We start from the raw sequence: 22,709 nt of genomic DNA on the forward strand, positions 1-22,709 counted from the left end.
TTTATTCAGACTTTGAAACCAGCGGTATAGCCTCGTTGGTTCTGATCTGAAGCGTTGAACCTCACCATCCGGTGGGGTTCTTTTTTTATGTGCCTCCCAATTTATTACTAAGACAAATCAGGATAATCGCCAACATGGATTGGCTAAATATTTATATATCTAAAATGCATATACAAACACATTAATTAAACCACCTAAATAAAAAATAAGATTAGACTTAAATTTAAAGCAATATAAATAAGCAATAAGTTAATTTAATAAATAATTGCCAATATAAAATAAACCCCCATCCATTTAACTTCCAATTCAATATCGACAAAGCTATTATGCTAATTAATAGAAATATCAGAAAAGGCTAACCATAGCCAAACCACAGCCTCCATGCAGATCTCACGCTCAGGCATAAAGTAAACTTTATTTAAATAAGTTAATTAATAGAACATTTAGATTAAAAACAAAACTTATATAAAACACCCATTGATAACCATATTTAATAATTAATAGTTTAGGATGGAACCTATTTATGTCCAATTTTCATTTAAAAAAAACATTAGCTATTGCTATCGCCAGTAGCCTATTCTCTTTTGAAAGTATTGCTGAAAATACGACAACCGGCACATCTTCAACCGGCACTTATCTGAGTGCTCAAAACGTTACCACTACTGAAGCATTACAAAATCAGCAGTATGGCGCCAGCCCGGGACTACTGGGAATTAATCTGGATTTGGGTTTTATCAATCTGGGTGAAGTCGGCCTGTTAGATACAAGCTCAACTAACTACAATAATGTCTCTAACTCGGCACTCAGCATCTTTAATCATGCTTCCAGCGCTATCAGTTTACTGGGGAGTGCCAGTGCAACTAATTATGGTAACGCCAGCCTTAATGGGCCACTCAGCAGTGGCGCAAATGCAATGGCGCTTATTGGCAGTGCCAGCGCCCAAAACAACGGTGATGTCTCTACTGGCGTTCTGAATATTTTCGGTCACGGTGCCAGCGCCATCAGCATTATGGGTAGCGCTACGGCAGAAAATACCGGTAATGCTCAACTTAATAGCCTGTTGAGTAGTGGCGCCAGTGCAATCTCTATTCTCGGTAATGCCTCGGCTAAAAACAGTGGTGAGGTCACCACCAATATTCTCGACGTGTTTGGCCATGGTGCCAGCGCCATCAGTATTATGGGTAGCGCTACGGCAGAAAACGAAGGAAGTGCTCACCTTAATAGTCTGTTAAGCAGCGGTGCCAGTGCCATATCCATTCTTGGTGACGCTTCAGCTAAAAATAGCGGTGAAGTCTCCACCAATATTCTCAACGTGTTTGGTCATGGCGCCAGCGCCATTAGCATTATGGGCGGTGCGACGGCAGAAAATACCGGCAATGCTCAACTTAACGGCCCTCTGAGTAGCGGCGCCAGTGCGATTTCCATCCTCGGTAATGCCTCAGCTAAAAACAGCGGTGATGTATCTACCAGCCTGCTGAATATTTTAGGTCACGGTGCCAGTGCCATCAGTATTACGGGCAGTGCGACGGCAGAAAATACCGGCAATGCTCAACTTAACGGCCCCCTGAGTAGCGGCGCCAGTGCGATTTCTATCCTCGGTAATGCTTCAGCTAAAAACAGCGGTGATGTGTCTACCAACCTGTTAAATATATTAGGTCACGGTGCCAGTGCCATCAGTATTGTGGGCAGTGCGACGGCAGAAAATACCGGCAATGCTCAACTTAACGGCCCTCTGAGTAGCGGCGCCAGTGCGATTTCCATCCTCGGTAATGCTTCAGCTAAAAACAGCGGTGATGTTTCTACCAATATCCTGAACGTGTTTGGTCACGGTGCCAGCGCTATCAGTATTATCGGCGGCGCTACTGCGGAAAATAGCGGTAATGCCAGCCTTAATGGTGCATTCAGCAGCGGAGCCAGTGCGATTAGCGTTATGGGCGATGCTACGGCTAAAAACAGCGGCAAAGTATCAACCAACATACTGGGCATTTTAGGCCACGGTGCCAGTGCCATCAGTATTATGGGCAATGCTAAAGCAACCAATGAACAAGGTGCTGAAGTTAATCTTAACGGCCCGTTAGGACATGGTGTCAGCGCTATCAGCATTGTCGGCAGCGCTACAACAGAAAACCACGGTAAAGTTAGCACCGGCGTACTGGATATTCTGGGGCATGGCGCCAGTTCTTTTAGTCTGCTGGGTAATGCTTCTGCCATTAATGGTGAAACCGGTAATATTTCGGTTAACGGGCCTCTGGGCCATGGCCTGAGTGCCATCAGTATTGTTGGATCGGCATCCGCAGAAAATGCCGGGGAAATCTCCACCGGTATGCTTGATATCTTCGGTCATGGAGCCAGTGCATTTAGTCTGTTAAGCAGCGCAACAGCAAATAACAGTGAAACCGGTAAAATTTCGGTCAACGGACCTTTCGGCCATGGTTTGAGCGCGGTAAGTGTTCTTGGTTCAGCATCGGTAGAGAATGCCGGAGAGATCTCGACCGGCGTGCTCGATGTTTTCGGCCACGGAGCCAGCGCCGTTAGTGTGCTTTCCAGCGCTCAGGCCGTTAACACCAGCAGTGGAACCATATCCACCAATGGTCTTTTTGGATCCGGATTAAGCGCAGTAAGCCTTATTAATACCGCAACAACAATCAATCAGGGCAACATTACTACCAGCGGCCTGGGTGCAATGGGAGCTCAGTCAATATCGCTGTTCTCTACTGCGCAATCTTCCAATGAGGAAAACGCCAGCATTACTACTCAGGGTGCGCTGGCTCAGGGCCTGCTCGCTTTCAGCCTGACTTCTCAAGCTACGGTCAGTAATGCCGGTTCAATTGAAACTAACGGTTGGCAGGCCCATGGCGCTAATGCCACCAGCATATTCAATACTGCCGTGGGAATTAACACCACAACCGGTGAAATAAAAACTGCCGGTGATACTGCTCATGGTATTAATGCGTTCAGTTTCACCTCGTTGGCTAGTGCAACCAATCAGGGGAAAATAACCACTCAGGGCGACAATGCCAATGGTATGAATGCGGTTAGTCAATATGGAAAAGCCAGTGCAATCAATGAAGCTAACGCCACCATCAACACCGCAGGTACTGATGCTCATGGTGCATATGCGCAAAGTACCCATGAAGAAGCGGTAGCGATCAACTCCGGTACTATATCAACCACTGGAGATGGCGGTAATGGCGCCAGTGCCATTAGCGAAGATGCCAAAGCCGCAGCACTCAATGACACTACCGGTATTATCCACACTCAGGGAAATAATGCGCACGGCCTGCTGGCTCAAAGCTATCAGGCGCTGGCAGTTGTCAGCAATTTAAATCAGATAGTCACTTCTGGTCACGGATCTAACGGTGCCACTGCCCGTAGTACCCATGGCGAAGCACAGGCAGAAAACCTCGGTTCAATTACCACGGCGGGTAATAATGCCGATGGACTGAATGCCCAAAGCCAGCACAACAAAGCCTTTGCCATCAACAAAGGAAATATCCTTACCGGGAGTGAAATCGCCGGTGGCATTATCATGGCAAAATCCGGTGAAAATGCCCACGGGGTCAGCGCCTATAGTCAGGATGACACCGCCATCGTGCAAAATGATAATAATGCAGAGGTTAAAACCTACGGTAAAGGCAGCTACGGTTTACACGCATACAGTGTCAATGCTGAGGCCTTAGCCGTTAATGACGGAACGGTTGAAACCCATGGTGATAATGCTTATGGCGTCAGCGCATTGAGTAATAAGAGCAGCGCCGATGCGCTCAACAGAAACGCTATTCTGACCACCGGTAATGGCAGCAACGGATTAAATGCAGAAAGTATTCAAGGTGTTGCTCAGGCAGTCAATCAGGGGAATGTAGAAACCCGTGGCGATCACGCTTATGGCGTCAATGCCATTACCCAAAACAGCCAGGCATACGCTTATAACGAAACCACGGGTAACATTATTACTCGCGGTAACAATAGCCACGGTCTGGCGGCCAGCAGTAATCTTGGTGCATTGGCGCAAAACGATAACACTATCGAAACGGAAGGTGACTACAGCTATGGTATTCACGCTTTCAGCAAAACCAGCCATGCTCAGGCAATCAATAACCAAAGTGTCATCACTCATGGTACTGGTGCCCGTGGCGTTAGCGCCGAAAGCGAAAGTGGTGACTCACTGGCCTATAACCAGCTAAACGTAGAAACCTTTGGTGTTGATGGCTATGGTTTAAGCGCAGTAAGCCAACGTAATAGTGCAGAAGCAATCAACAATGCTCAGGTCACTACCCACGGAGACGGTGCCATTGGTGTTCATGCCTCTAATATCAAAGGTACCGCTCTGGCGAAAAACCAAAACACCGTCACCACTTACGGTAATGATGCTCACGGCCTTTCAGCCTTTAGCCAACTGGCTCAGGCGCTCTCCCTCAATCTGGAGAACCAGATTATTACCACCGAAGGAATCAATGCCTATGGTATGCGTGCTGAAACCGAGAGTGGTAGCGCCCTGGCGCTCAATTTGGGTAATGTAACCACTCACGGACAATCAGCCTATGGGCTTGGCACCATCAGTAAAAGCGGAACAAGTGAAGCGCAGAATCAGAGTAGCGTAACAACCTATGGGAATAATGGTTATGGTATTTTTTCTCAAACCAACACCGGTTCTGCTCTGGCAACTAACTTTGCCAGCATCACGACTCACGGAGAGTCCGCCTATGGCATTGCTGCCCTTAGTCAAAGTGGAACCAGTGATGCAGTGAATCAAAGCAGCGTCATCACATACGGCAATCAGGGCTACGGTATTTTTGGTCAAACCGATACCGGCCGTCTGTCAGCTATCAATAACAATCAGATTATAACCTACGGTGATGGCGCTCATGGTATCGCATCCCTGTCAAATGTCGGTACCAGTCAGCTTGATAATAATGCCACCGTGATTACCAACGGCATCTCCGCTCATGGTATGCATGCTGAAACCAATACTGGCGATATCAAAATGCTCAATCAAAGCACCATTGATGCTCAAGGTGATGGTAGTCGAGGTATGAGCGCTCAGTTAAAGCCAGCCCAGGGTCAGGTAGCTAAGAGCCTGCTAATGGATAATCTGGGTCAAATTAACGCACAAGGGCATGGTATGTACGCTGAAAGCAGCGGCCCTGTTGGCAGCTTTCTGGTACGTAATACCGGAACCATCAATGCCACAGACGGAAGCGGAATACAGGCTACCACCGCAGCCGGTAACGTAACGGTGCAGGCTACTAACCAAATTAACGCCGGACAAAGCTCCGCGGGGGGCACCCATCACGGTATCTATGCTGCAACCGGTGCGAATGGTAAAGCCAGCGTTACCTACGATTCGGGGATCATCACCCTTTCGCCAGTATCTTCCGATATTACGCCGACGGGGGTGGGTATCTGGGTTGATGACTTATCTACGGGTAATACTAAGACTGCCGCAGAGATCAATTTCAACAACGGTTTTATCAATGCAGAGCAAGGTGCTGGTGGTATCGGCATGTCACTGTCCGGTACGGGGAATCTCAATATTGGTAAAACTGCCATGGTTCACGGTGGTCACTCATTTGGTATCGGCCTTGGCAGTGCGGTAGCCAGCGACAAAACTCGCCTGACAGTGAATAACTATGGTGTGGTTGACGCTATCAGCGATCGGGTTATTTACTCAACTGCCAATGCAGGACAGGTTACCGTCAATAACTATAACCAACTCACCGGCTCGGCTCAGTTTGGTTCCGCTGACAACACCATCAACAACTACAATCGCTTCCTGCTGCGTAACTATTCTGACAGCAATCGGGATGGATTACGCGATAGCTGGGGCATTGCTTCTGTGGATATGGGCAACGGCGGCAACAATACCTTTATTAACCAGGGAACCTTAGTTCTGGCAAATTCCGCCAACTATGCCATTAATCCGGTTAGTACTAACGAAATCTATGTACCAGCGGATCTCACCTCCAGTTATGCAAATACCGCTACCCTCACTCAGGGGCAAATGTTAGGCGTTACACTATTTGACCATTCAGGCGTGATTGACCTGACCGATGGAACCACTAATGCCGGTAACTCACTGGTGATTACCGGAGGGCATACATCAGGTAAAAATGGCGGTGGCGTATTTGTTTCTAATGGTGGTCGGGTTGTTGCCAATATGAAGGCCGATGACAAAGGAAAATCACTGTTTTCAGACGTCATGGTGGTCGACTCTGCGCGACTGGGAACCGGTGGACCAACAACCGTTGAAATCAATCATCTTGGTGAAAACACCGCCCTCGCCCCCAAAAATAAAATTTTGGTGGTTGAAAGCCTGAGTAATTCTGACGCAGGTGCATTCCAACTCTCCACTGGTCGTCAGTTATTTGGCGTTTCGGACTACGAACTGGAGTACAACACCGCGAATAATAACTGGTATCTGAATACTGATTATCGTTCTGAAATTGTACTGGCTTCAACCGTATTTCCTGTGGCTAATGACTATGCCTATACCATGTTAGGCTCACTGGATACCCGTCTTGGGCCGCAACATGTTCGCAATACACCGGCTCAACCGCAGATCGTACAAACCGGTGGTGATGCCTGTAAAAAAGAGGGACTGACGGCAAAAGAAGAAGTTGAATTGCTGATCTCCGGCATGTGTACACCGAAGGTGGTTCAGGCACAGGCCAAATCCGATAGTTCTGCTTATATTCCTGAAGCCTGGGGACGTATTATTGGTAAGAAAACGGAACACGGCTCGAATAATATCGAGAAAAACGGTGCCGGATACGATTCCTATCTGTCAGGCATTCAGTTAGGTCACGATATCTATCGCCGCGAAGGGGCGGATTCATCAATGGATCGTACCGGATTTTACTTCGGCTATGGCGATACCGAAACGGATATTGATAACGATCGTGGGCAGAATGCTGGTTCAACCGTCACTAAAGCTTATAGCCTCGGACTATACTGGACCCATCAAGGGCAACAGAACTGGTATACCGACACGGTATTGCAAACCACTTACTACGATGTAGAAGCAACCTCAAAGCATAGCGAAACCTTCTCTACTAACGGTGTTGGTGTTTTAGGTTCTGTAGAGAGTGGTTATGCCTTTAACTTCAATAATGGCGTAACCCTCGAACCACAAGCACAGCTGGCCTACCAGCATATTTCGTTTGATGATGCTAAAGATAATCACGGTAGTTTCAGTTTTAAACAAAATGATTCGCTGCGCGCCCGTACCGGTTTGCTTGTCAACCGTGACTGGTCATTAGCCAAGGATAGCAATAGCAAACCTCATTACTTGAGAACCTGGGCAAAAACCGACGTGTGGCATGAGTTTATGGGAGATGCCACCACCTACGCCGTGGATAAAACCGGTAAGCATTCAACACAATTGAAGCAGCCATCTAACGGCACCTGGGCGGAAGTCAGCGTTGGCGCCAACTACCAATACAATGACAGCATGGGATATTCTGCCGCTGGTAGTTACAGCAAATCTCTTGACGATCGGGATAATAAATCCTGGGGTGGTCAGGTAGGGGTTAATGTTAAGTGGTAAACCTGTTGTAATGCGATAACAATGTCCGATCCTCTGAACCCGCTGGCGCAATCCAGCGGGTTTCTTTTTCAGGCTTCCCATTCGCTCTCCATCGGTTAGAATAACCCCCTTCGCCCTTCTGCCATCAGCGGTAATTTCTGACTTATGATTCTGCTCATCGATAACTACGACTCCTTCAGCTATAACCTGTACGATTATCTATGTCAGTCTTATTCTGATGTGAGGATTGTTAAGAATGATCAGTTGCAGCTCAATGAAATCGCTGCTTTAGCTCCTGCGGCGATTATTCTTTCTCCCGGGCCCGGAACACCAGAGAATGCCGGTATTACGCTGGAGGTGATTCGCAGTTTTGCCGGTGCTATTCCGCTATTGGGGGTTTGTCTTGGCCATCAGGCAATTGCACAGGCATTTGGTGCACGTATTGTTAAATGCCCGGTACCAACCCATGGCAAAACCGAGTTAATCACCCACGATGGTCGTACCTTGTTTGCTCATCTTCCCAGTCCGTTGCAGGTTACCCGTTACCATTCGTTAATGGTGGAACCTTCTTCGCTACCTGAGGCGTTGGAGATATCGGCGATAACTCATGACGGTATTATTATGGGGCTACGCCATAAACAGTGGCCTATTGAAGGGGTACAATTCCATCCGGAGGCCATTCTGACCGAAAGCGGTTTGACGCTGTTGCAGCAATTTGTAACCACTTACACCAGTGAAGGAGCCTGATATGAAATTACGCTTTGATTTTAATCGTCAGGTTCAACTGTTTGAGCATCCGCTAAAAGTCATTACTACCTCTGAGCTCAGTGAAGTGACGGCAAAACTGGCGGAAGTTGAACAGGCCGTAGACAGCGGCCTGTATGCTGCAGGATATCTTGCTTATGAAGCTGCTGCTGCATTCCAGCCCTATTACCAAACGCCAGCGCAGGGTGATATGCCGCTATTGTGGTTTGGCCTGTATCAGCAACCACTTACTGACAACGCCTCCGATATACCCGAAGAATTATTCGAGAATATTTTATCGGAATGGCAACCGACTACCTCCACAGAGGCATACCGTCAGGCTATTCTGCGCATCAAATCAGAAATTGAGGCGGGTAATACTTATCAAACCAATTACACCATTCGACTGGAAGCTAAAGTCGCTAAGTGTGATGAACAAGGTTATGACCGGCTTTATCAACATCTACTTCGCGCCCAACAGGCAGATTATGCCGCCTGTCTGGATATCGGCCGTTTCAAAATTCTATCCGCTTCACCGGAGCTGTTTTTTCACTGGCGTCAGGGACGTTTGACCGCCAAACCAATGAAAGGAACCGCTAAAAGAGGTCTGGATGCTCAGGACGATCTGATGCGTCAGGAACAGCTAAGAACCTCAGAAAAAGATCGGGCAGAAAACGTGATGATCGTTGATTTACTGCGCAATGACATCAGTCAGGTGGCGATTGCCGGTAGCGTAAAAGTGCCTGCGCTGTTTGATATTGAACAATACCCTACCGTCTGGCAAATGACCTCAACCATTAGCGCTCAGACGCGTCCACAAACCAGCCTTACCGATATTTTCCGTGCGCTATTCCCCTGTGGCTCAATTACCGGAGCACCTAAAGCCAGCACTATGCGGTTGATATCCCAACTTGAGCCGCAGCCCCGGGAAGTCTACTGTGGAGCCATCGGTTATATCACACCAGATAAAGAAGCACTGTTTAGCGTTCCAATTCGCACGGTGATTATCGATACAGAGAAAAGCATCGCCCGTTATGGCGTAGGCGGCGGCATCACCTGGGATTCCACCGCAGAAAATGAGTATCAGGAAGTGATTAATAAAGCTCAGGTTTTGCGCGGTGTTACACTGCCTAAACAACTGCTGGAAAGCCTGTTGTTAAAAGATGGAGATTATCATCTTTTAGCGCTGCATCTTAAACGCTTATCCGCTTCTGCCCGCTATTTTAACTTTTTGTTTGATGCCGATAAGCTGACAGAGCAGCTACAGCAGTTAGCCACTGCCCACCAACAGGGAGAATATAAAGTTCGCCTGCTGTTGGAACAAAACGGTGAGGCGATATTAAGTTGTGATCCAATTACACCATTGACTCAGCCATTGATTGCCTGCTGGGCTCCTTTTGCGGTACACAGCGATAATAACCTGCTTTACCATAAAACCACCCTGCGGGATCACTACCCTGCGGCTACGCTGGATCGCGAATTTTTGCTGTATAACCAGCGGGATGAAATCACCGAGTTTGTAAATGGTAATGTGGTTTTATTGATTGATGGACAATGGTTAACTCCGGCAATCTCTTGTGGTCTACTGGCGGGAACCGAACGACAGGCATTATTGCAGGCGGGAACCATTCGGGAGGCGATTCTGACTAAAGTACAGCTCCAACAGGCACAGAAGGTCGGGTTTATTAATAGTGTCCGAGGGTGGCGGGAAGTTGTGTGGAGCAACGACTAATACAAGTCGTTAATAATCAAATATAGACAATCATAGCAACAGACTATGAATTATTCACATATCATCGAGATATGAATGCTGCCAGACCTCCAAATATTAAGTTGCTTTTTAACACTTGGAGGCGCTATTTTTATGACAAAATAATCCAGTTAATATGTTAATTTCATCAACTATATGAAAGTACTGTTTCCTGCAATTTTTCAGTAAAATTATAAATATCATCAATTGATTCTATTGGATGTCTGACTTCTGTTTTATCCAAATCAAATGTGCCTAAATATTTTTGAGCCCGATTAAAATGCAATCTGCAGATAGGTTTTCTATTATTATCGTCCAAAAGAATACCACAATAGCTTTGCGTATCTCTCATAGTAACTCGTTTTGCATCAACCGCAGTGCGCACGATAGCTTTTACTATATGATAACCATCGATTTCATCCTGAGTTGTTACAATCCGTTCATCTTCCGGAGACTCTTCCACATGTACGTCTGAGCTTTTCTCAGGAACAGCAGTGACCACTGGTGACTCAACAACATTGCCACTCATGGCTGATTTAAGACGTTCATTCACCCTATCGTTCAAATATTGATTTGCGGCCTTCCGAGTTAATTCACCAAACTGTTCTCTAACTTTCTGAGTTACCATGCCATCATAAACACGATTTGCAATGAATTTAATGAAATCATCTTCAGGAATTGTAAATTGTGTCGCAATCACTTTTTTAATTTGGCTCAAATATTTCAATTCCCCAGCGGCATTAATAATTGAGTCAACATCAAAATCAGATTTTGTAAGTTTTACCAGTTCAGGTACTGTATATTCATCAATATTGAGCAAATCCAGCTCTAAAAATGGTTTTTCGTCCATTTTATTGGATGCATCTAAATCTGTAAAAAACTTATAGACCTGACCATTGGTTAAAATAGCGATACGTGCATTTGTAACATGAAAATAACGAAATAACTGACCGGCATGGTTTAAATTAAGCGGCTCACCAATTTTTTTACATTCAAATAGCATTTGAACATTGCCATTATTTAAAATGGCATAGTCAATCTTTTCACCTTTTTTCGTACCAACATCACAAACATATTCAGGAATCACTTCTGATGGGTTAAAAACATCATATCCCAAAACAAAGTTGATAAATGGCATTATAAACGCATTTTTTGTTGCTTCTTCTGTCTGTATTGATGCTCCTTGTTGCTTAATTTTTGCAGCAAGATTATTTAATTTTTCGACAAATTCCATGATTATTCCTTTCACAGCCAGATAAAAATTACTGGTAATCAAAATTTCTGAAAACCATTATTACAAGAGTGAGGTAACTACATCATTTAATTTTTAAATAACATTAGAGCTTAATGAACTTATTGAGAATAAATAATATGAAATAGATGTCAATACAGATTATTTAAAACAAAAATAAAAATAAAAATAATAACCTAGTATAAATAACAGGTATATTAGAAGTAATTCTGAATATTTAAACAGTGATTAATTAAATATAATAATGGTGTTTATCATTTTTACTTTATATGCATCACCCATTCCTTCACCGCCAACCGGGAGATCTTAATTCCCCCCTGCTTCAACTCAGCAGGCAAAACATAGTAACTATCCGGGATCTGAAAACGGGTTATTTTACCTTCCAGCCATGAAGATAATTGAGATAAATCCAGCCCCGGTAATGCATCAACCACTGCCACCGGACGCTGACCGAATTCCACATCATCAACCGGCACCACAAATGCCTGTTCAATCAGAGGATGGGTCACCAGTACCCGCTCAATGTCTTCCGGCTGAATGCCTTCGCCACCGCTGAAAAACAGGTTATCCATACGCCCACAGATATACAGCTCACCGTTTCGCATCTCACCGCGATCGCGGGTATGGAACCAGCCCTGGCTGTCGCTTAGCGGTTGAATTTCTCCCTGCTGCCAGTAACCCAGCGCCTGACCGCTACCTCGCAGCCAGATTTCATTATCCACCAGCTGTAATTCTCTGCCGGGCAAAGGTATGCCTACACCGGCGGTTGCGTCGGCAGGTTTGGCGCAAGTCGTAGAGGCCATTTCCGTCATGCCATATCCACACCAGCAACTGATTCCTGCCTGCTGTGCGCGTTCGGTTAACTCGACGGGAATAGACGCACCGCCCAGCAACACCTGCTTAAGTACTAACTGATTGGCATCCTGTTCCAGCAAACGCCAAAGCTGAGTTGGTACCAGTGAAGCATGAGTACAGCCAGCCAGCGCCTGATCTAAAGGATGCATATTACGCTGCACTAACGTGGCACCTTTTTGCAACCAGCGCCATATTACCCCCTGCCCGGAAACATGAAATAGCGGTAGGGAGAGCAACCAACTGTCACCTGCGTCGAACTGCATTCGCTGTAATAACCCGGCGGCATTGGCTAAATGAGCTTGTGGGGTATGTACCGCGGCTTTAGGCAGCCCACTGGAGCCGGAGGTTAGCGTCATGGTCAATGGCTGAGCCGATGACCAGTCAGCCATCAACGATGTATCGGAATTATCGACAGAGAGCGGTTCAATATAAAATGAAGGCAGCGGCTTAACGCTGTCCGGCCAAGCCGCTGGATGGCTGCTCCAACCCCAGTCAATATTCAGAATGGGTAACAGTTGTGCCTGTAATGCGTCGGGTAATTGAGGATTGAGAGGTAATACTCTGGCACCCAGTTGTAAGATCGCCAGATACCCTAACAACAGTTCAGGGCTGTTTTTGCCGTTCAGCGCTACGCCCTGCCCGGCTCGAACACCATGATGATAAAACAGGCTACAAAGGGCATTAACTTCGTCAGCTAAACGCCGCCAGCTGATCGACTGCTGTTCTCTGATAATTGCCGTGGCGTTTGGCTGTTCACTTGCCCACTGCTGCCACGGCCAATGATTAAAAACAGTTGGAGTTAACGACGCCATACCACTTCCAGCGCATCAACATCCAGCACAGGGAGTTCACTGTCAGGCCACGGACGTACCAACTGCGATTGCATCAGTGACAGCGTGTCTAACCCCGGAATAGTATCCGGTGTCAGCCATGCGGCCATTCTTGCTAACTGGGTCAGACCAAGGCTGGTTTCAATGGAAGAACTGATCACAGCCATTAAACCCGCTTTGTGTGCCTGATCAATCAGCATATGGCAGCGTTGAATGCTACCCACCAACGTTGGTTTAATCACAATCGCCGCAACACCTGGCTCTGCTTCAACCTCAAAGTCAGCTTCACGCACGCTCTCATCCCATGCAATGGCAATGCCTGTTTCACGAGAAAAATCGCGGGATTCATCACGGGTTTTGCAAGGCTCTTCCAGAAACTGAATGCGATCCCGGAACTGAGGCTGAACATATTTGGCAAAACCATCGGCTTTCGCGCGAGTCCAGCTGCGATTAGCATCCAAACGCAGTTTCAAATCAGGAATGGCTTCCAGCAGCAGGTTAACAATCATGCCATCACGAACTGCTTCGTACAGGCCGACTTTAACTTTTGCCACTTTTTCGCCCGGCATGGCGCCCAATACCGCAAACAGTTCATCCGGATCGCCATTACACAGTGGTGCCTTGCGGTAATCTGCTTTTTGCGGCAGAAAGCCAGAGAGCTCCCCCATTGCACAGCTTAAACCAAAAGCCACGGAGGGCAGTGCGCTTTCAAACGCCTGTTCGCCGTTAACCCAACTGTGTAACCAGCCCAGTGTAGCGGCTTCCGCCTCTTCCAACGTCTCTTCAGAAAACTCCGGTAACGGGGAGATCTCTCCCCACCCCTGTTTGCCATTCTCTGTCAGGCAAACCAGCAAACCATCGCGAGTTTTTAGCCGTTGATTGCGCAGAATCACCCCTGCCTCCATCGGCAGGCTAAAACGGTAAAGTTCGACCTTGCGCATTATGGATTACGCTTAAATTTGCTGAAGTCCGGCTGGCGTTTCTCGTTAAACGCGTTGCGCCCTTCCTGACCTTCGTCAGTCATATAGAACAGCATGGTGGCGTTACCGGCCAGCTCTTGCAGACCCGCCTGACCGTCACAGTCAGCATTCAGAGCCGCTTTCAGGCAGCGCAGCGCCATCGGGCTATTTCTCAGCATTTCACGACACCAGCGAACCGTCTCTTTCTCTAAGTCAGCAACAGGCACTACGGTGTTAACCAGCCCCATATCCAGCGCTTCCTGAGCATTGTACTGACGGCACAGGAACCAAATTTCACGGGCTTTTTTCTGACCAACGATGCGAGCCATATAAGAAGCACCCCAGCCACCGTCAAAAGAACCGACTTTAGGGCCAGTCTGACCGAAAATTGCGTTTTCTGCGGCAATAGTCAGGTCGCACATCATATGCAGTACATGACCGCCACCAATGGAGTAACCGGCGACCGCGGCAATAATTGGTTTAGGGCAGGTACGAATCTGGCGTTGGAAATCCAGCACGTTCAGATGATGAGTACCACTGTCATCTTTATAACCGCCGTAATCGCCGCGTACTTTCTGGTCACCGCCGGAACAGAACGCCTTATCACCTTCACCGGTCAGAATAATGGTTCCGATATGATCGTCATAGCGGGCATCTGCTAACGCCTGGATCATCTCTTTCACGGTCAGAGGACGGAATGCATTACGCACTTCAGGACGGTTTATAGTAATTTTTGCAATACCGTCGGCTGATTTATGGTAACGAATATCCTGAAATCCTTCAGAGCAATCCTGCCATTCGATAGGTGCGTAGAGTTCCTGTTCACTTGGATAAAGCATAACTAGCATTCCTTCAAAAATGTAAGCAACTGTGCGGCAAAACCGTCAGGGTTTGCCGAATGTGCATTATGACCTGCTGCGGCTACAATACGCAGCGGAAAGTGATTTTCAAGCGCAATTTGCTGAAACTTTGCGTCCTGTTCACCACAGAGATAACAAAAAGGTATATTTCGCTGTTTTAACCGCGCATTTAACAATTCACCCAGAGGTGGCTGACAGCCTAACGACGTCGATTCCAGCATATGTGCCACATTATCGCCGTTATTGTGACTACGGCGCAAAATCAACTGCCGGCGGCTTTGATCGCTCAGATTGGCAAACACTGGCTGTTGATACCACTGAGATAACACCTCTGACAACGGCTGCTGGCGAAACTGTTCAGCCCAGCGACCGTCATGCTGTAAACGCGCCTGTCGTTCCGATTCAGAACTTAGTCCTGGGTTTCCCCCTTCGACCACCAGCCCGACTAATCCATCACTCTCACCAAAGCAGGTATGATACATCGCACTGCGACCACCGAGAGAGTAACCAATAAGAATATAGCGGTTAATATTACAGGCCAACAGCGTTTCAGCCAGTTGCTGACCTAACTGTTCGAAACCGTTAACACTGATATCCTGCGACTTGCCGTGGCCGGGTAAATCAATAGTGAGGCAAGACCAGCGGTTAAGATAAGGTAACACGCTACTCCAATCCTGCCCGTCACCCAGTAATCCATGAAGAAACACCAGCCAGGGCTGATGGTTATCTGCCGCAGCCGATGGATAGCGGGTTACTGCCAGCATCAGAAGCTCACCACATCGTTAACTAACTGACGCAATGTTTCAGCGCCATCGTGTGGAGCTACCTGTAATTCCAACAGCAAAACACCGCCCTGTTGCCAGTGAGCGTCTACGGTTTGTTTTACCGCCTGCCAGCTTTTTGGGTTGGCATAGGTTAAGCCAAACATTGCCGCAGCATGCTCAAAGTTTATGCCGTGCGGCATGCGATAGAAACGCTCTCTTTCCGCTTCCGGCGTTGGCAGCAGTGAGAAAATCGAACCGCCGTCGTTGTTCACCACCACCAATACTACCGGAGCAGTACATTGTTTCATCAACGCCAGAGAGTTTAAATCGTACAGCGCGGAGATATCGCCCAGTACTGCCAGCATCGGCTTGTTTGCCGCACGTTGAACCCCTGCGGCAGTAGAAAATAAACCGTCAATCCCGCTGGCTCCACGGTTACTGTATACCGGATAGCCTGCCGGTAACTGTGCCAATGCATCGATCAATCGTACAATCAGACTATTACCCGCCCAAAACACACCGTTTGCCGGCAGCAGCTCGCTTAAATGACAGGCCAGTTGCGCTTCACCAAACTGATGTGCCAGAGATTCGGTAACATGAGTGCGAGCCCGTGTGGCTAAGAGAGTAAGTTGGTCAGCCCATGGTTGCCGGGCTTCTGCCGGATGCAGTTTCAGCCACTCACTGATATCAGCCACCAAACGGCGACCACAATGATTCGCCGGATCTAAACGCCCGTTAATATGATCAATCAACCAATACTCTTTTGGACAACAGCTGGCTTGCCATTGCAGCATACGCTTACCGGTCAGGCTGGCACCAAATTGCACCACCATCTCGGCCTGTGCCAGTATCTCCTGCGCTTTGGGGTTATTCAGCCACAAATCCGCACAGGGTAATGGCTGCCCGCTACTGGAGAGCACATCCGCTAACAGCGGCCAGCCTAACGTTTTAGCCCAGGCGGCTACCTGTTTGCCCTGCTCTGCGCCCATGCGTGCCGCAACCACCACTCCACGACGCTGACGCCACTGAGGCCAGTCCGACTGTTGTGTCACCATGCGTTTGTTATCGTTAATTAGCCAGGGTTTATCGCCTTGCCACCAGTCGCCTAATGTTTCAGACCAGTCAGCATAGGCAGAAGCATCACCACCATACAGCGGCTCCGCAAACGGGCAATTAATATGTAATGCTCCCTGTTTCTGTTCACTTAGCGCTTGATCGAGCGTTGAGGCCAGCCATGCGGCTGAAATATCCGGCGTAGGTCGGGGTAATGACAATGATTTACCCGGATGGTCGGCAAAAATACCCTGCTGACGAATGGCCTGATTAGCACCGCAATCAATTAATTCAGGTGGACGATCGGCGGTCAGTAACACCAGACGCTCCCCTGTCAGACTGGCTTCAATCAATGCAGGATACAAATTTGCCACTGCCGTACCGGAAGTCACAATCACCGCAACCGGCTGACCGGTAACTTTAGCGATACCAAGAGCCAGATGGCCAAGACCGCGCTCATCAAAATGGGTATGGCAGGTTATTTTGGCGTTGGCCGCCGCTTCCAGTGTAAGAGAGGTAGATCGGGAACCCGGCGCAATACACACATGTTGAACCCCGTGGCGGGTTAATGTTTCTAATAGCACTGCCGCCCAACGGCGGTTAAACACACTTATCGACATGGGGAGTTCACCGAAGATCAGCTTAATCTATTGATTTAGCTGAAAAATAGAATCCATAATGGTCACATATATTACACTAAGCATGCAGTGGCGACAATGAAATGCCCGAATGGCGCGGGTTTGTCAGCAAACGTATTGATTTTTAAGTTAATCCTCATGCCATGGCAACTTTTCATCCATCCTGCCTGTAGCATGATTGTTATGAATTATGGCAATAGGGGAAGTTCAGAAACATTAAGATACATTTAGTTTCAGGTGATTACAGATGATTGAAATTGTCGCTAATTTAAACGAAATGCTGACCTGTCACCAAAAACCATTAACCGCTGTTCACTGCTTTCCGGATCTTCATCATGATCGTAGACTAACACTTTGAAATCCAGCAGCTTGGGAATAGCAGCATATTCCGGAGTTTGCAAAAACTCATTCATCACTTGCGCTAACAGATTCATCCAGTACTGATACTTTTGCTGTTTATCATCGGTATCAAAATATCGGTAATCCTCATCTTCCACACAATTCATACTGCTGAAACACTGATACTTCCAGTCTCCGGTATTGTATTTAAGACTTAAAATACCTTCATCAGTCTGATAATAGTCCTTACGCGCCCCCGTCTGATAGTAATGCAGGATCTCATTCAGATAGCCCTGAGTCGTCAGACATAAATTCAGTTCCACACCTTCCCAAATGTTACAGTCAAAGGCAAACGCGGAGAACACCTCTCCGGGATGTGCGTCAATAAATTGGCTAACTTCATTTCTGACAAATAACATCACTGCATTAAACGAGGCTTGATTGTCTTTATCCAAAGTGGATATCTCCGATCCATAGAGTACCAATTGATGATTTAGTGATAATACCAGTCAGGCTCAGTTTCATTCGCATCAGGGTGACTGTTAAATACTGGAACCAGAGTAGGATAAAACCACAAACTGGCTGGTGTTACGGTTTTACGATCCCAGAGTATCGCCCCTAAAAACCAAAAGTGCCAGAATTGTAACTTCGCATCGGGATTACTACTGAGCAGTGCGTCAAAGGTTTCAATTTTTCCTATGGAAATAGACAACCCTTCGCGATAGAGATCAAACACGAATTTGGAACAAAACTGACGGGAGGATTCATACTTAAAGCCAGTGTGATACAGCACTTTTAAACGTTCAGGCACCTTTTCAACCAGCGACTGTTTTTGTTGCTCGGTTAATCCCCCTTCCAGACGACGAACGCCGTAGCGCCCATCAACGGAACGGGAAACAAATTTAGTCAGCGTAGTGGTTTGGGACAGAGGAACTTTACTCTCCGCCACAATGTAATCCTTACCGTCATGGCCAATAATAATCCCAACGTGGTTACTCCAGCAGGCAGATGCGGCAGAAACCTGACGAAACAGTAAATTACCAATACAGGTAAATACCACATCACCTACTTCATAGGTCGTCGGATAATTAACGTTCATAGCGATTCCTTTAACTTACGGGACGTTGATTAAACAGAAATTTCCCACAAATTATCCAGTTAGCACTATTGAATCAATAACCTCGACAAACCTTTACTATCACTGACAAATCTGACAGTTCTGTCAGTTAATTATCCCTGCTTCTCCATCAGAGTGACTCTCTTCATCCTGCACTTCCAACACGTAATAAGCCACTGCGCAAAACAGCGAATTAAGCCTTCTCATATCCGCCAGCAAGCCCATATGCAGTGAACTGGTCTCCATGCTTTGCAGATTCTTATGATGCAGGCGCTCTACGTGCCCTAAAGAGTAACGCTGATTCAACAAACGAAAACGGTGCTTGGCGCGACGCAGGCGACGGGCATTATCAATATCACCGGACAGGAATACCGACATGGCTAAGTCCAGATTTTTAACCAGACGTAAATACAAAGTATTGAGTTCTTCCATGCCTTTTAAAGAAAAAGATTTACGTACTCCCAGCGATTTAGAAGATACCTCAGAGGTCATACGGTCAATGATCTCTCCCGCCTGTTCCAGATTTACCGCGGTATCAATAATTTCCGCCCAGCGGCGGGAATCCACCGTGCTTAAACTCTCTTGTGGCAGTCTTGCCAGATAGAGCTTAATCGCGCCGTACAACATATCCGATTCATCTTTCAAATGAGCCACTTCACGGCGGTGCTGCTGATTCCCTGCTAACACTTCATTAAAGCCCACCAACATTTGCTCTACCACATCCCCCAAACGCAGAGTTTCCCGTACCGCATTGGCCAGTGCCAGCGAAGGTGTATCCAATGCAGCACTATCCAGATAGCGAGGGGTTAACTGAGCGGCCATCGCAGGGTCTTCCGCTATCATACGGGTTGTCAGGCGAGCCATTGGATTAACCAGTGGCAACATCAAAATACAGCGCAGCAGGTTGTACAAGACGTGGAAATAGATCACCACTTCCGCAGCAGGCAGTGAGTACTGACGTAGCCATTGAGTCAGTACTGCGATCCACGGTACCACCAGCACACAACCAATAATCTTAAACAGCAGACTGCCCAATACCAGACGTCGCGACGTTGCTCCCTGTCCACGACTGCTAAGCAAAGCTAAGAAGCCGCTGCCCAGGTTGGAACCAATGACAATACACAGAGCAATATTAAGTGGTACCAGCCCGGTGGCAGCCAGCGTGGCGGTTAACAGCACTGCCGCCAGACTGGAGTAACTCACCATGGCAAACAGTGCGCCAATTAATAACGCTAAAACGGCATCACCAGCCAGAGAGGAGAAAACCTCCCGTACTGCGCTGGCCTGAGTAATGGGTTCGGCAGAAATGACAATCAGCTGCAGAGCCAGCAAAATCAACCCCAGTCCGATACCGGCTCGACCCACTTGCCCGATACGGGTTTTCTTCTGGCTTAAAAAGGTAATCACACCAAACAGAATCAAAAGCGGCGATAACCAGGAGAGATCAAAGGTTAGCACTCGCGCCATTAGCGCTGTACCCACATCCGCGCCTAACAGAATCACCAGCGCTGGCGCTAAACCAATTAGCCCCTGAGAGACAAAAGAGATCACCAGTAATGCTGTTGCGTTGCTGCTTTGCACCAGCGCGGTTACCCCCACCCCGGCAATAAATGCCCGCCATTTTTTTCGAATACTGGCGCTCAATATCCGACGAAGATCGGAACCAAACACCCGCATCACACCGGTACGAACAATATGAGTTCCCCAAACTAACAGGGCCACAGAGGAGAGCAAATGAAGCAAGGTCAGCATAGCAATGTCCTGTTATTCAATTTCAGAAGAACGCTCCTGTTTATTGAATGTAATAAACCACCTGTTTAATATTTAAAAATAGCAATAGAAGGCGCAGATGACGACGCCTTCAGGCTTATAGTTGAACTAACGATAATGATTCAAGTTATGATGAATAATCGACAACAGCTTCTGATTATCAACTGATTGTAGCACGGTAACCGGTTTACCCTGTGCCGGTGCGATACCCACATCTAAGCGAAGATTATGCGGATCGCGCTGCCAGGTAGTACCACGAGTTAATACCCCTTCCAGTGCCACATCGACATAACGGGACGTATAGGTAGCCACGCTACGATCCAACAACCAGGCGACAACTAACACATCATGGATCCAACAGCCAGGTAGCCCCCGAGTTTGAATGGAGTAATCCATCCATGGTCGTATAGTTTCCACCAGAAAGTGACACAGCGGCGTATCGATTTCCGCTATTTTATCTAAATCCTGATGCAACATTTGCGTTTGTACCGTGGCATCCATAGGAACCAGCGTAATATTAGCGCCGCTGGTCAATACCACATGAGCCGCTTCCGGGTCGACGCCAAAGTTAGTATCTTTAATATAACCATCAACGTTAAATACGCCGCCCATAATCACAATTTCAGCCACATGGTGAACCAAATCCGGATAGAGCTGGATAGCATGCGCAATATTGGTTAATGGGCCAATGGCGACTAAGGTAATTTCACCGGGATTACTGCAAATCAGTTGTCCTATTTCATGGGCTGCCAGTGGAGCTTCATAATCCGCCATGCGCAAGGTTGGTACCTGTTGCCACAGATTAGTCAAACCGCTGCGTTCGGCACCATGGTCTAGCTTATCCCGCCATGGGCCTGCCGGTTCAACCAATGCCTGTGAAGCACCCCGGCGTACCGGAATATTCAGTCCCAGGCGCTCCACTAATGCACGCGCCACCGAAAAACCCACCATACTGGGCGTATTACCAGAAACCGTCGTGATCAACTCCAGCGAAATATCCGGTGCAGCAATGGCTAAAGCCAGTGCCAGACCATCATCTACATTGGCACCAACCACGCCATTTCCCGGATCGCAATCAATTATTAAGCGCATAATTATCTTTTCAGTTTAGTCGAGTGAACCGCCCGCTGTGGCGAACACCCGCAGGATTCGCCTGGTTGTAGCTCAAAGGCAAACTCTTGTACGTTAGGAAAATCATTCCAATTCTTCAGCATCTCAATGGCCGCTTTAGCCATTTTGCTCACCGGTTGACGCACAGTGGTTAAGGAAGGCACGTTAAATTGTGATTCAACGGTACCGTTAAAACACACCAGCGCCAGCTCATCAGGTACAGAAATCGAACGCTCAGACAGGGCTCGTAAGCACCCTAAAGCCTGCAACTCATTAGTTGCAAATAAAGCTCTGGGCAGTTTGCCCTGCAACATCTGTTCTGCCGCCCTATACCCCCCCTCGCGGGTATAGTCGGTGGAAAAAATCCACTGCTCGTTAACCGTTAAACCATTTTGCTGTAGCGCATCCCGCCAGCCATTAATACGATCCTGTGTATTCAGCATCTCCTTCGGCCCGCAAATGATGGCAATATCGCGATAGCCATGTTCAATCAGATGCGAAGTTGCCTGAAAAGCCGCCGCTTGCTCATCTACGCGAATGGCACTCACCTTAAGTGCTGGATCGACCCGATCCAGCATCACAAACGGCGTACCACTGGCCTGAATCAGCTCAATATAAGGATGACGGTCAACGCTGGTGTACAGCAATCCATCCACCTGACGGTGCAACAAATTATTAATCAGCTCCAATTCACGTTGGCGGTCATCTCCTGCATCGCCTAATAACAATACCTGACCGTGGGTGAATGCCTCCTGTTGGAGAGCATGAGCCATAGAAGAAATAAATGGGTTAGAGATATTTGGCACAACCAGACCATAGGTACGAGTAGTTCCCGATGCTAAGGCTCTGGCTATGCCATTTGGCCGGTATCCTGTTTTTTTAATCGCCGCTAACACGCGCTCGCGAGTCGCTTCTGCAACCGGACGCGGCCCGTTATTGATCACATAACTGACCACGGCAACCGATGTCCCCGCTTCACGTGCCACATCGGAACGCGTTACGCGGCGAGAATATTGATTCAACACTGCGTTACTCACTTAATCTGCCTGGCAGATAAAAATAACTATGGTTATCAGAATTTTATACAGGATACCCAACCTGATTACGGAAAAATACCCAACTCAGACAATAACATATCATTTT

Annotated in this window: 14 protein-coding genes; 3 read left to right on the forward strand and 11 right to left on the reverse strand. The window is 47.5% G+C overall.

The window, feature by feature from the left end; translation table 11 throughout:
* Positions 1 to 523: 523 nt before the first annotated feature.
* The 3 genes from I2494_RS16590 to pabB all read left to right on the forward strand — a co-directional run bounded on the left by I2494_RS16590 (position 524) and on the right by pabB (position 10,001).
* Positions 524 to 7,546: an autotransporter outer membrane beta-barrel domain-containing protein gene (locus tag I2494_RS16590; protein ID WP_218468066.1), complete on the forward strand. Its 7,023-nt coding sequence runs from the start codon at positions 524 to 526 to the stop codon at positions 7,544 to 7,546.
* A gap of 144 nt (positions 7,547 to 7,690) precedes the next feature.
* On the forward strand, positions 7,691 to 8,272 hold the full coding sequence (locus I2494_RS16595) for an anthranilate synthase component II (protein ID WP_218468065.1): 582 nt from the start codon (positions 7,691 to 7,693) through the stop codon (positions 8,270 to 8,272).
* Between the two features lies 1 nt (position 8,273).
* Positions 8,274 to 10,001 (forward strand): aminodeoxychorismate synthase component I, encoded by a 1,728-nt coding sequence (gene pabB / locus I2494_RS16600; RefSeq protein ID WP_218468064.1) that lies wholly within the window; start codon positions 8,274 to 8,276, stop codon positions 9,999 to 10,001.
* A gap of 166 nt (positions 10,002 to 10,167) precedes the next feature.
* On the opposite strand, the gene I2494_RS16605 is transcribed toward pabB, so the two are convergent.
* The 11 genes from I2494_RS16605 to I2494_RS16655 all read right to left on the reverse strand — a co-directional run bounded on the left by I2494_RS16605 (position 10,168) and on the right by I2494_RS16655 (position 22,603).
* Positions 10,168 to 11,253 carry a type I restriction endonuclease gene (locus I2494_RS16605; RefSeq protein WP_218468063.1) on the reverse strand — a complete coding sequence of 362 codons (1,086 nt, stop codon included), beginning with the start codon at positions 11,251 to 11,253 and terminating at the stop codon, positions 10,168 to 10,170.
* Positions 11,254 to 11,531: 278 nt separating this feature from the next.
* Positions 11,532 to 12,938 (reverse strand): o-succinylbenzoate--CoA ligase, encoded by a 1,407-nt coding sequence (gene menE, locus I2494_RS16610; protein WP_218468062.1) that lies wholly within the window; start codon positions 12,936 to 12,938, stop codon positions 11,532 to 11,534.
* Positions 12,926 to 13,897 carry an o-succinylbenzoate synthase gene (gene menC, locus I2494_RS16615; RefSeq protein ID WP_218468061.1) on the reverse strand — a complete coding sequence of 324 codons (972 nt, stop codon included), beginning with the start codon at positions 13,895 to 13,897 and terminating at the stop codon, positions 12,926 to 12,928. Before menC ends, menE begins: the two co-directional genes overlap by 13 nt.
* The gene (menB, locus tag I2494_RS16620; protein ID WP_140919320.1) at positions 13,897 to 14,754 is read right to left on the reverse strand and encodes a 1,4-dihydroxy-2-naphthoyl-CoA synthase; all 858 of its coding nucleotides are present in this window, start codon (positions 14,752 to 14,754) and stop codon (positions 13,897 to 13,899) included. The genes menC and menB overlap by 1 nt, the downstream gene beginning before the upstream one ends.
* Before the next feature lie 2 nt (positions 14,755 to 14,756).
* Positions 14,757 to 15,539, reverse strand: a complete 783-nt coding sequence (menH, locus tag I2494_RS16625) for a 2-succinyl-6-hydroxy-2,4-cyclohexadiene-1-carboxylate synthase (RefSeq protein WP_218468060.1) — start codon at positions 15,537 to 15,539, stop codon at positions 14,757 to 14,759.
* Positions 15,539 to 17,212: a 2-succinyl-5-enolpyruvyl-6-hydroxy-3-cyclohexene-1-carboxylic-acid synthase gene (menD, locus tag I2494_RS16630; RefSeq protein ID WP_218468059.1), complete on the reverse strand. Its 1,674-nt coding sequence runs from the start codon at positions 17,210 to 17,212 to the stop codon at positions 15,539 to 15,541. Before menD ends, menH begins: the two co-directional genes overlap by 1 nt.
* A gap of 281 nt (positions 17,213 to 17,493) precedes the next feature.
* Positions 17,494 to 18,024 carry a DUF4303 domain-containing protein gene (locus I2494_RS16635; RefSeq protein WP_218468058.1) on the reverse strand — a complete coding sequence of 177 codons (531 nt, stop codon included), beginning with the start codon at positions 18,022 to 18,024 and terminating at the stop codon, positions 17,494 to 17,496.
* A gap of 38 nt (positions 18,025 to 18,062) precedes the next feature.
* Entirely contained in the window at positions 18,063 to 18,668 is a 606-nt protein-coding gene (locus I2494_RS16640; protein ID WP_218468057.1) for a YebB family permuted papain-like enzyme, read from the reverse strand.
* Between the two features lie 123 nt (positions 18,669 to 18,791).
* The gene (locus I2494_RS16645; protein WP_218468056.1) at positions 18,792 to 20,438 is read right to left on the reverse strand and encodes a Na/Pi cotransporter family protein; all 1,647 of its coding nucleotides are present in this window, start codon (positions 20,436 to 20,438) and stop codon (positions 18,792 to 18,794) included.
* A 126-nt stretch (positions 20,439 to 20,564) separates the two neighbouring features.
* On the reverse strand, positions 20,565 to 21,548 hold the full coding sequence (locus tag I2494_RS16650; RefSeq protein ID WP_218468055.1) for a nucleoside hydrolase: 984 nt from the start codon (positions 21,546 to 21,548) through the stop codon (positions 20,565 to 20,567).
* 2 nt (positions 21,549 to 21,550) lie between these two features.
* On the reverse strand, positions 21,551 to 22,603 hold the full coding sequence (locus tag I2494_RS16655; RefSeq protein WP_407657923.1) for a LacI family DNA-binding transcriptional regulator: 1,053 nt from the start codon (positions 22,601 to 22,603) through the stop codon (positions 21,551 to 21,553).
* Between the last annotated feature and the right edge of the window lie 106 nt (positions 22,604 to 22,709).

The sequence above is a fragment of the Limnobaculum allomyrinae genome (genome assembly GCF_016649425.1).
Lineage (GTDB): Bacteria > Pseudomonadota > Gammaproteobacteria > Enterobacterales > Enterobacteriaceae > Limnobaculum > Limnobaculum allomyrinae.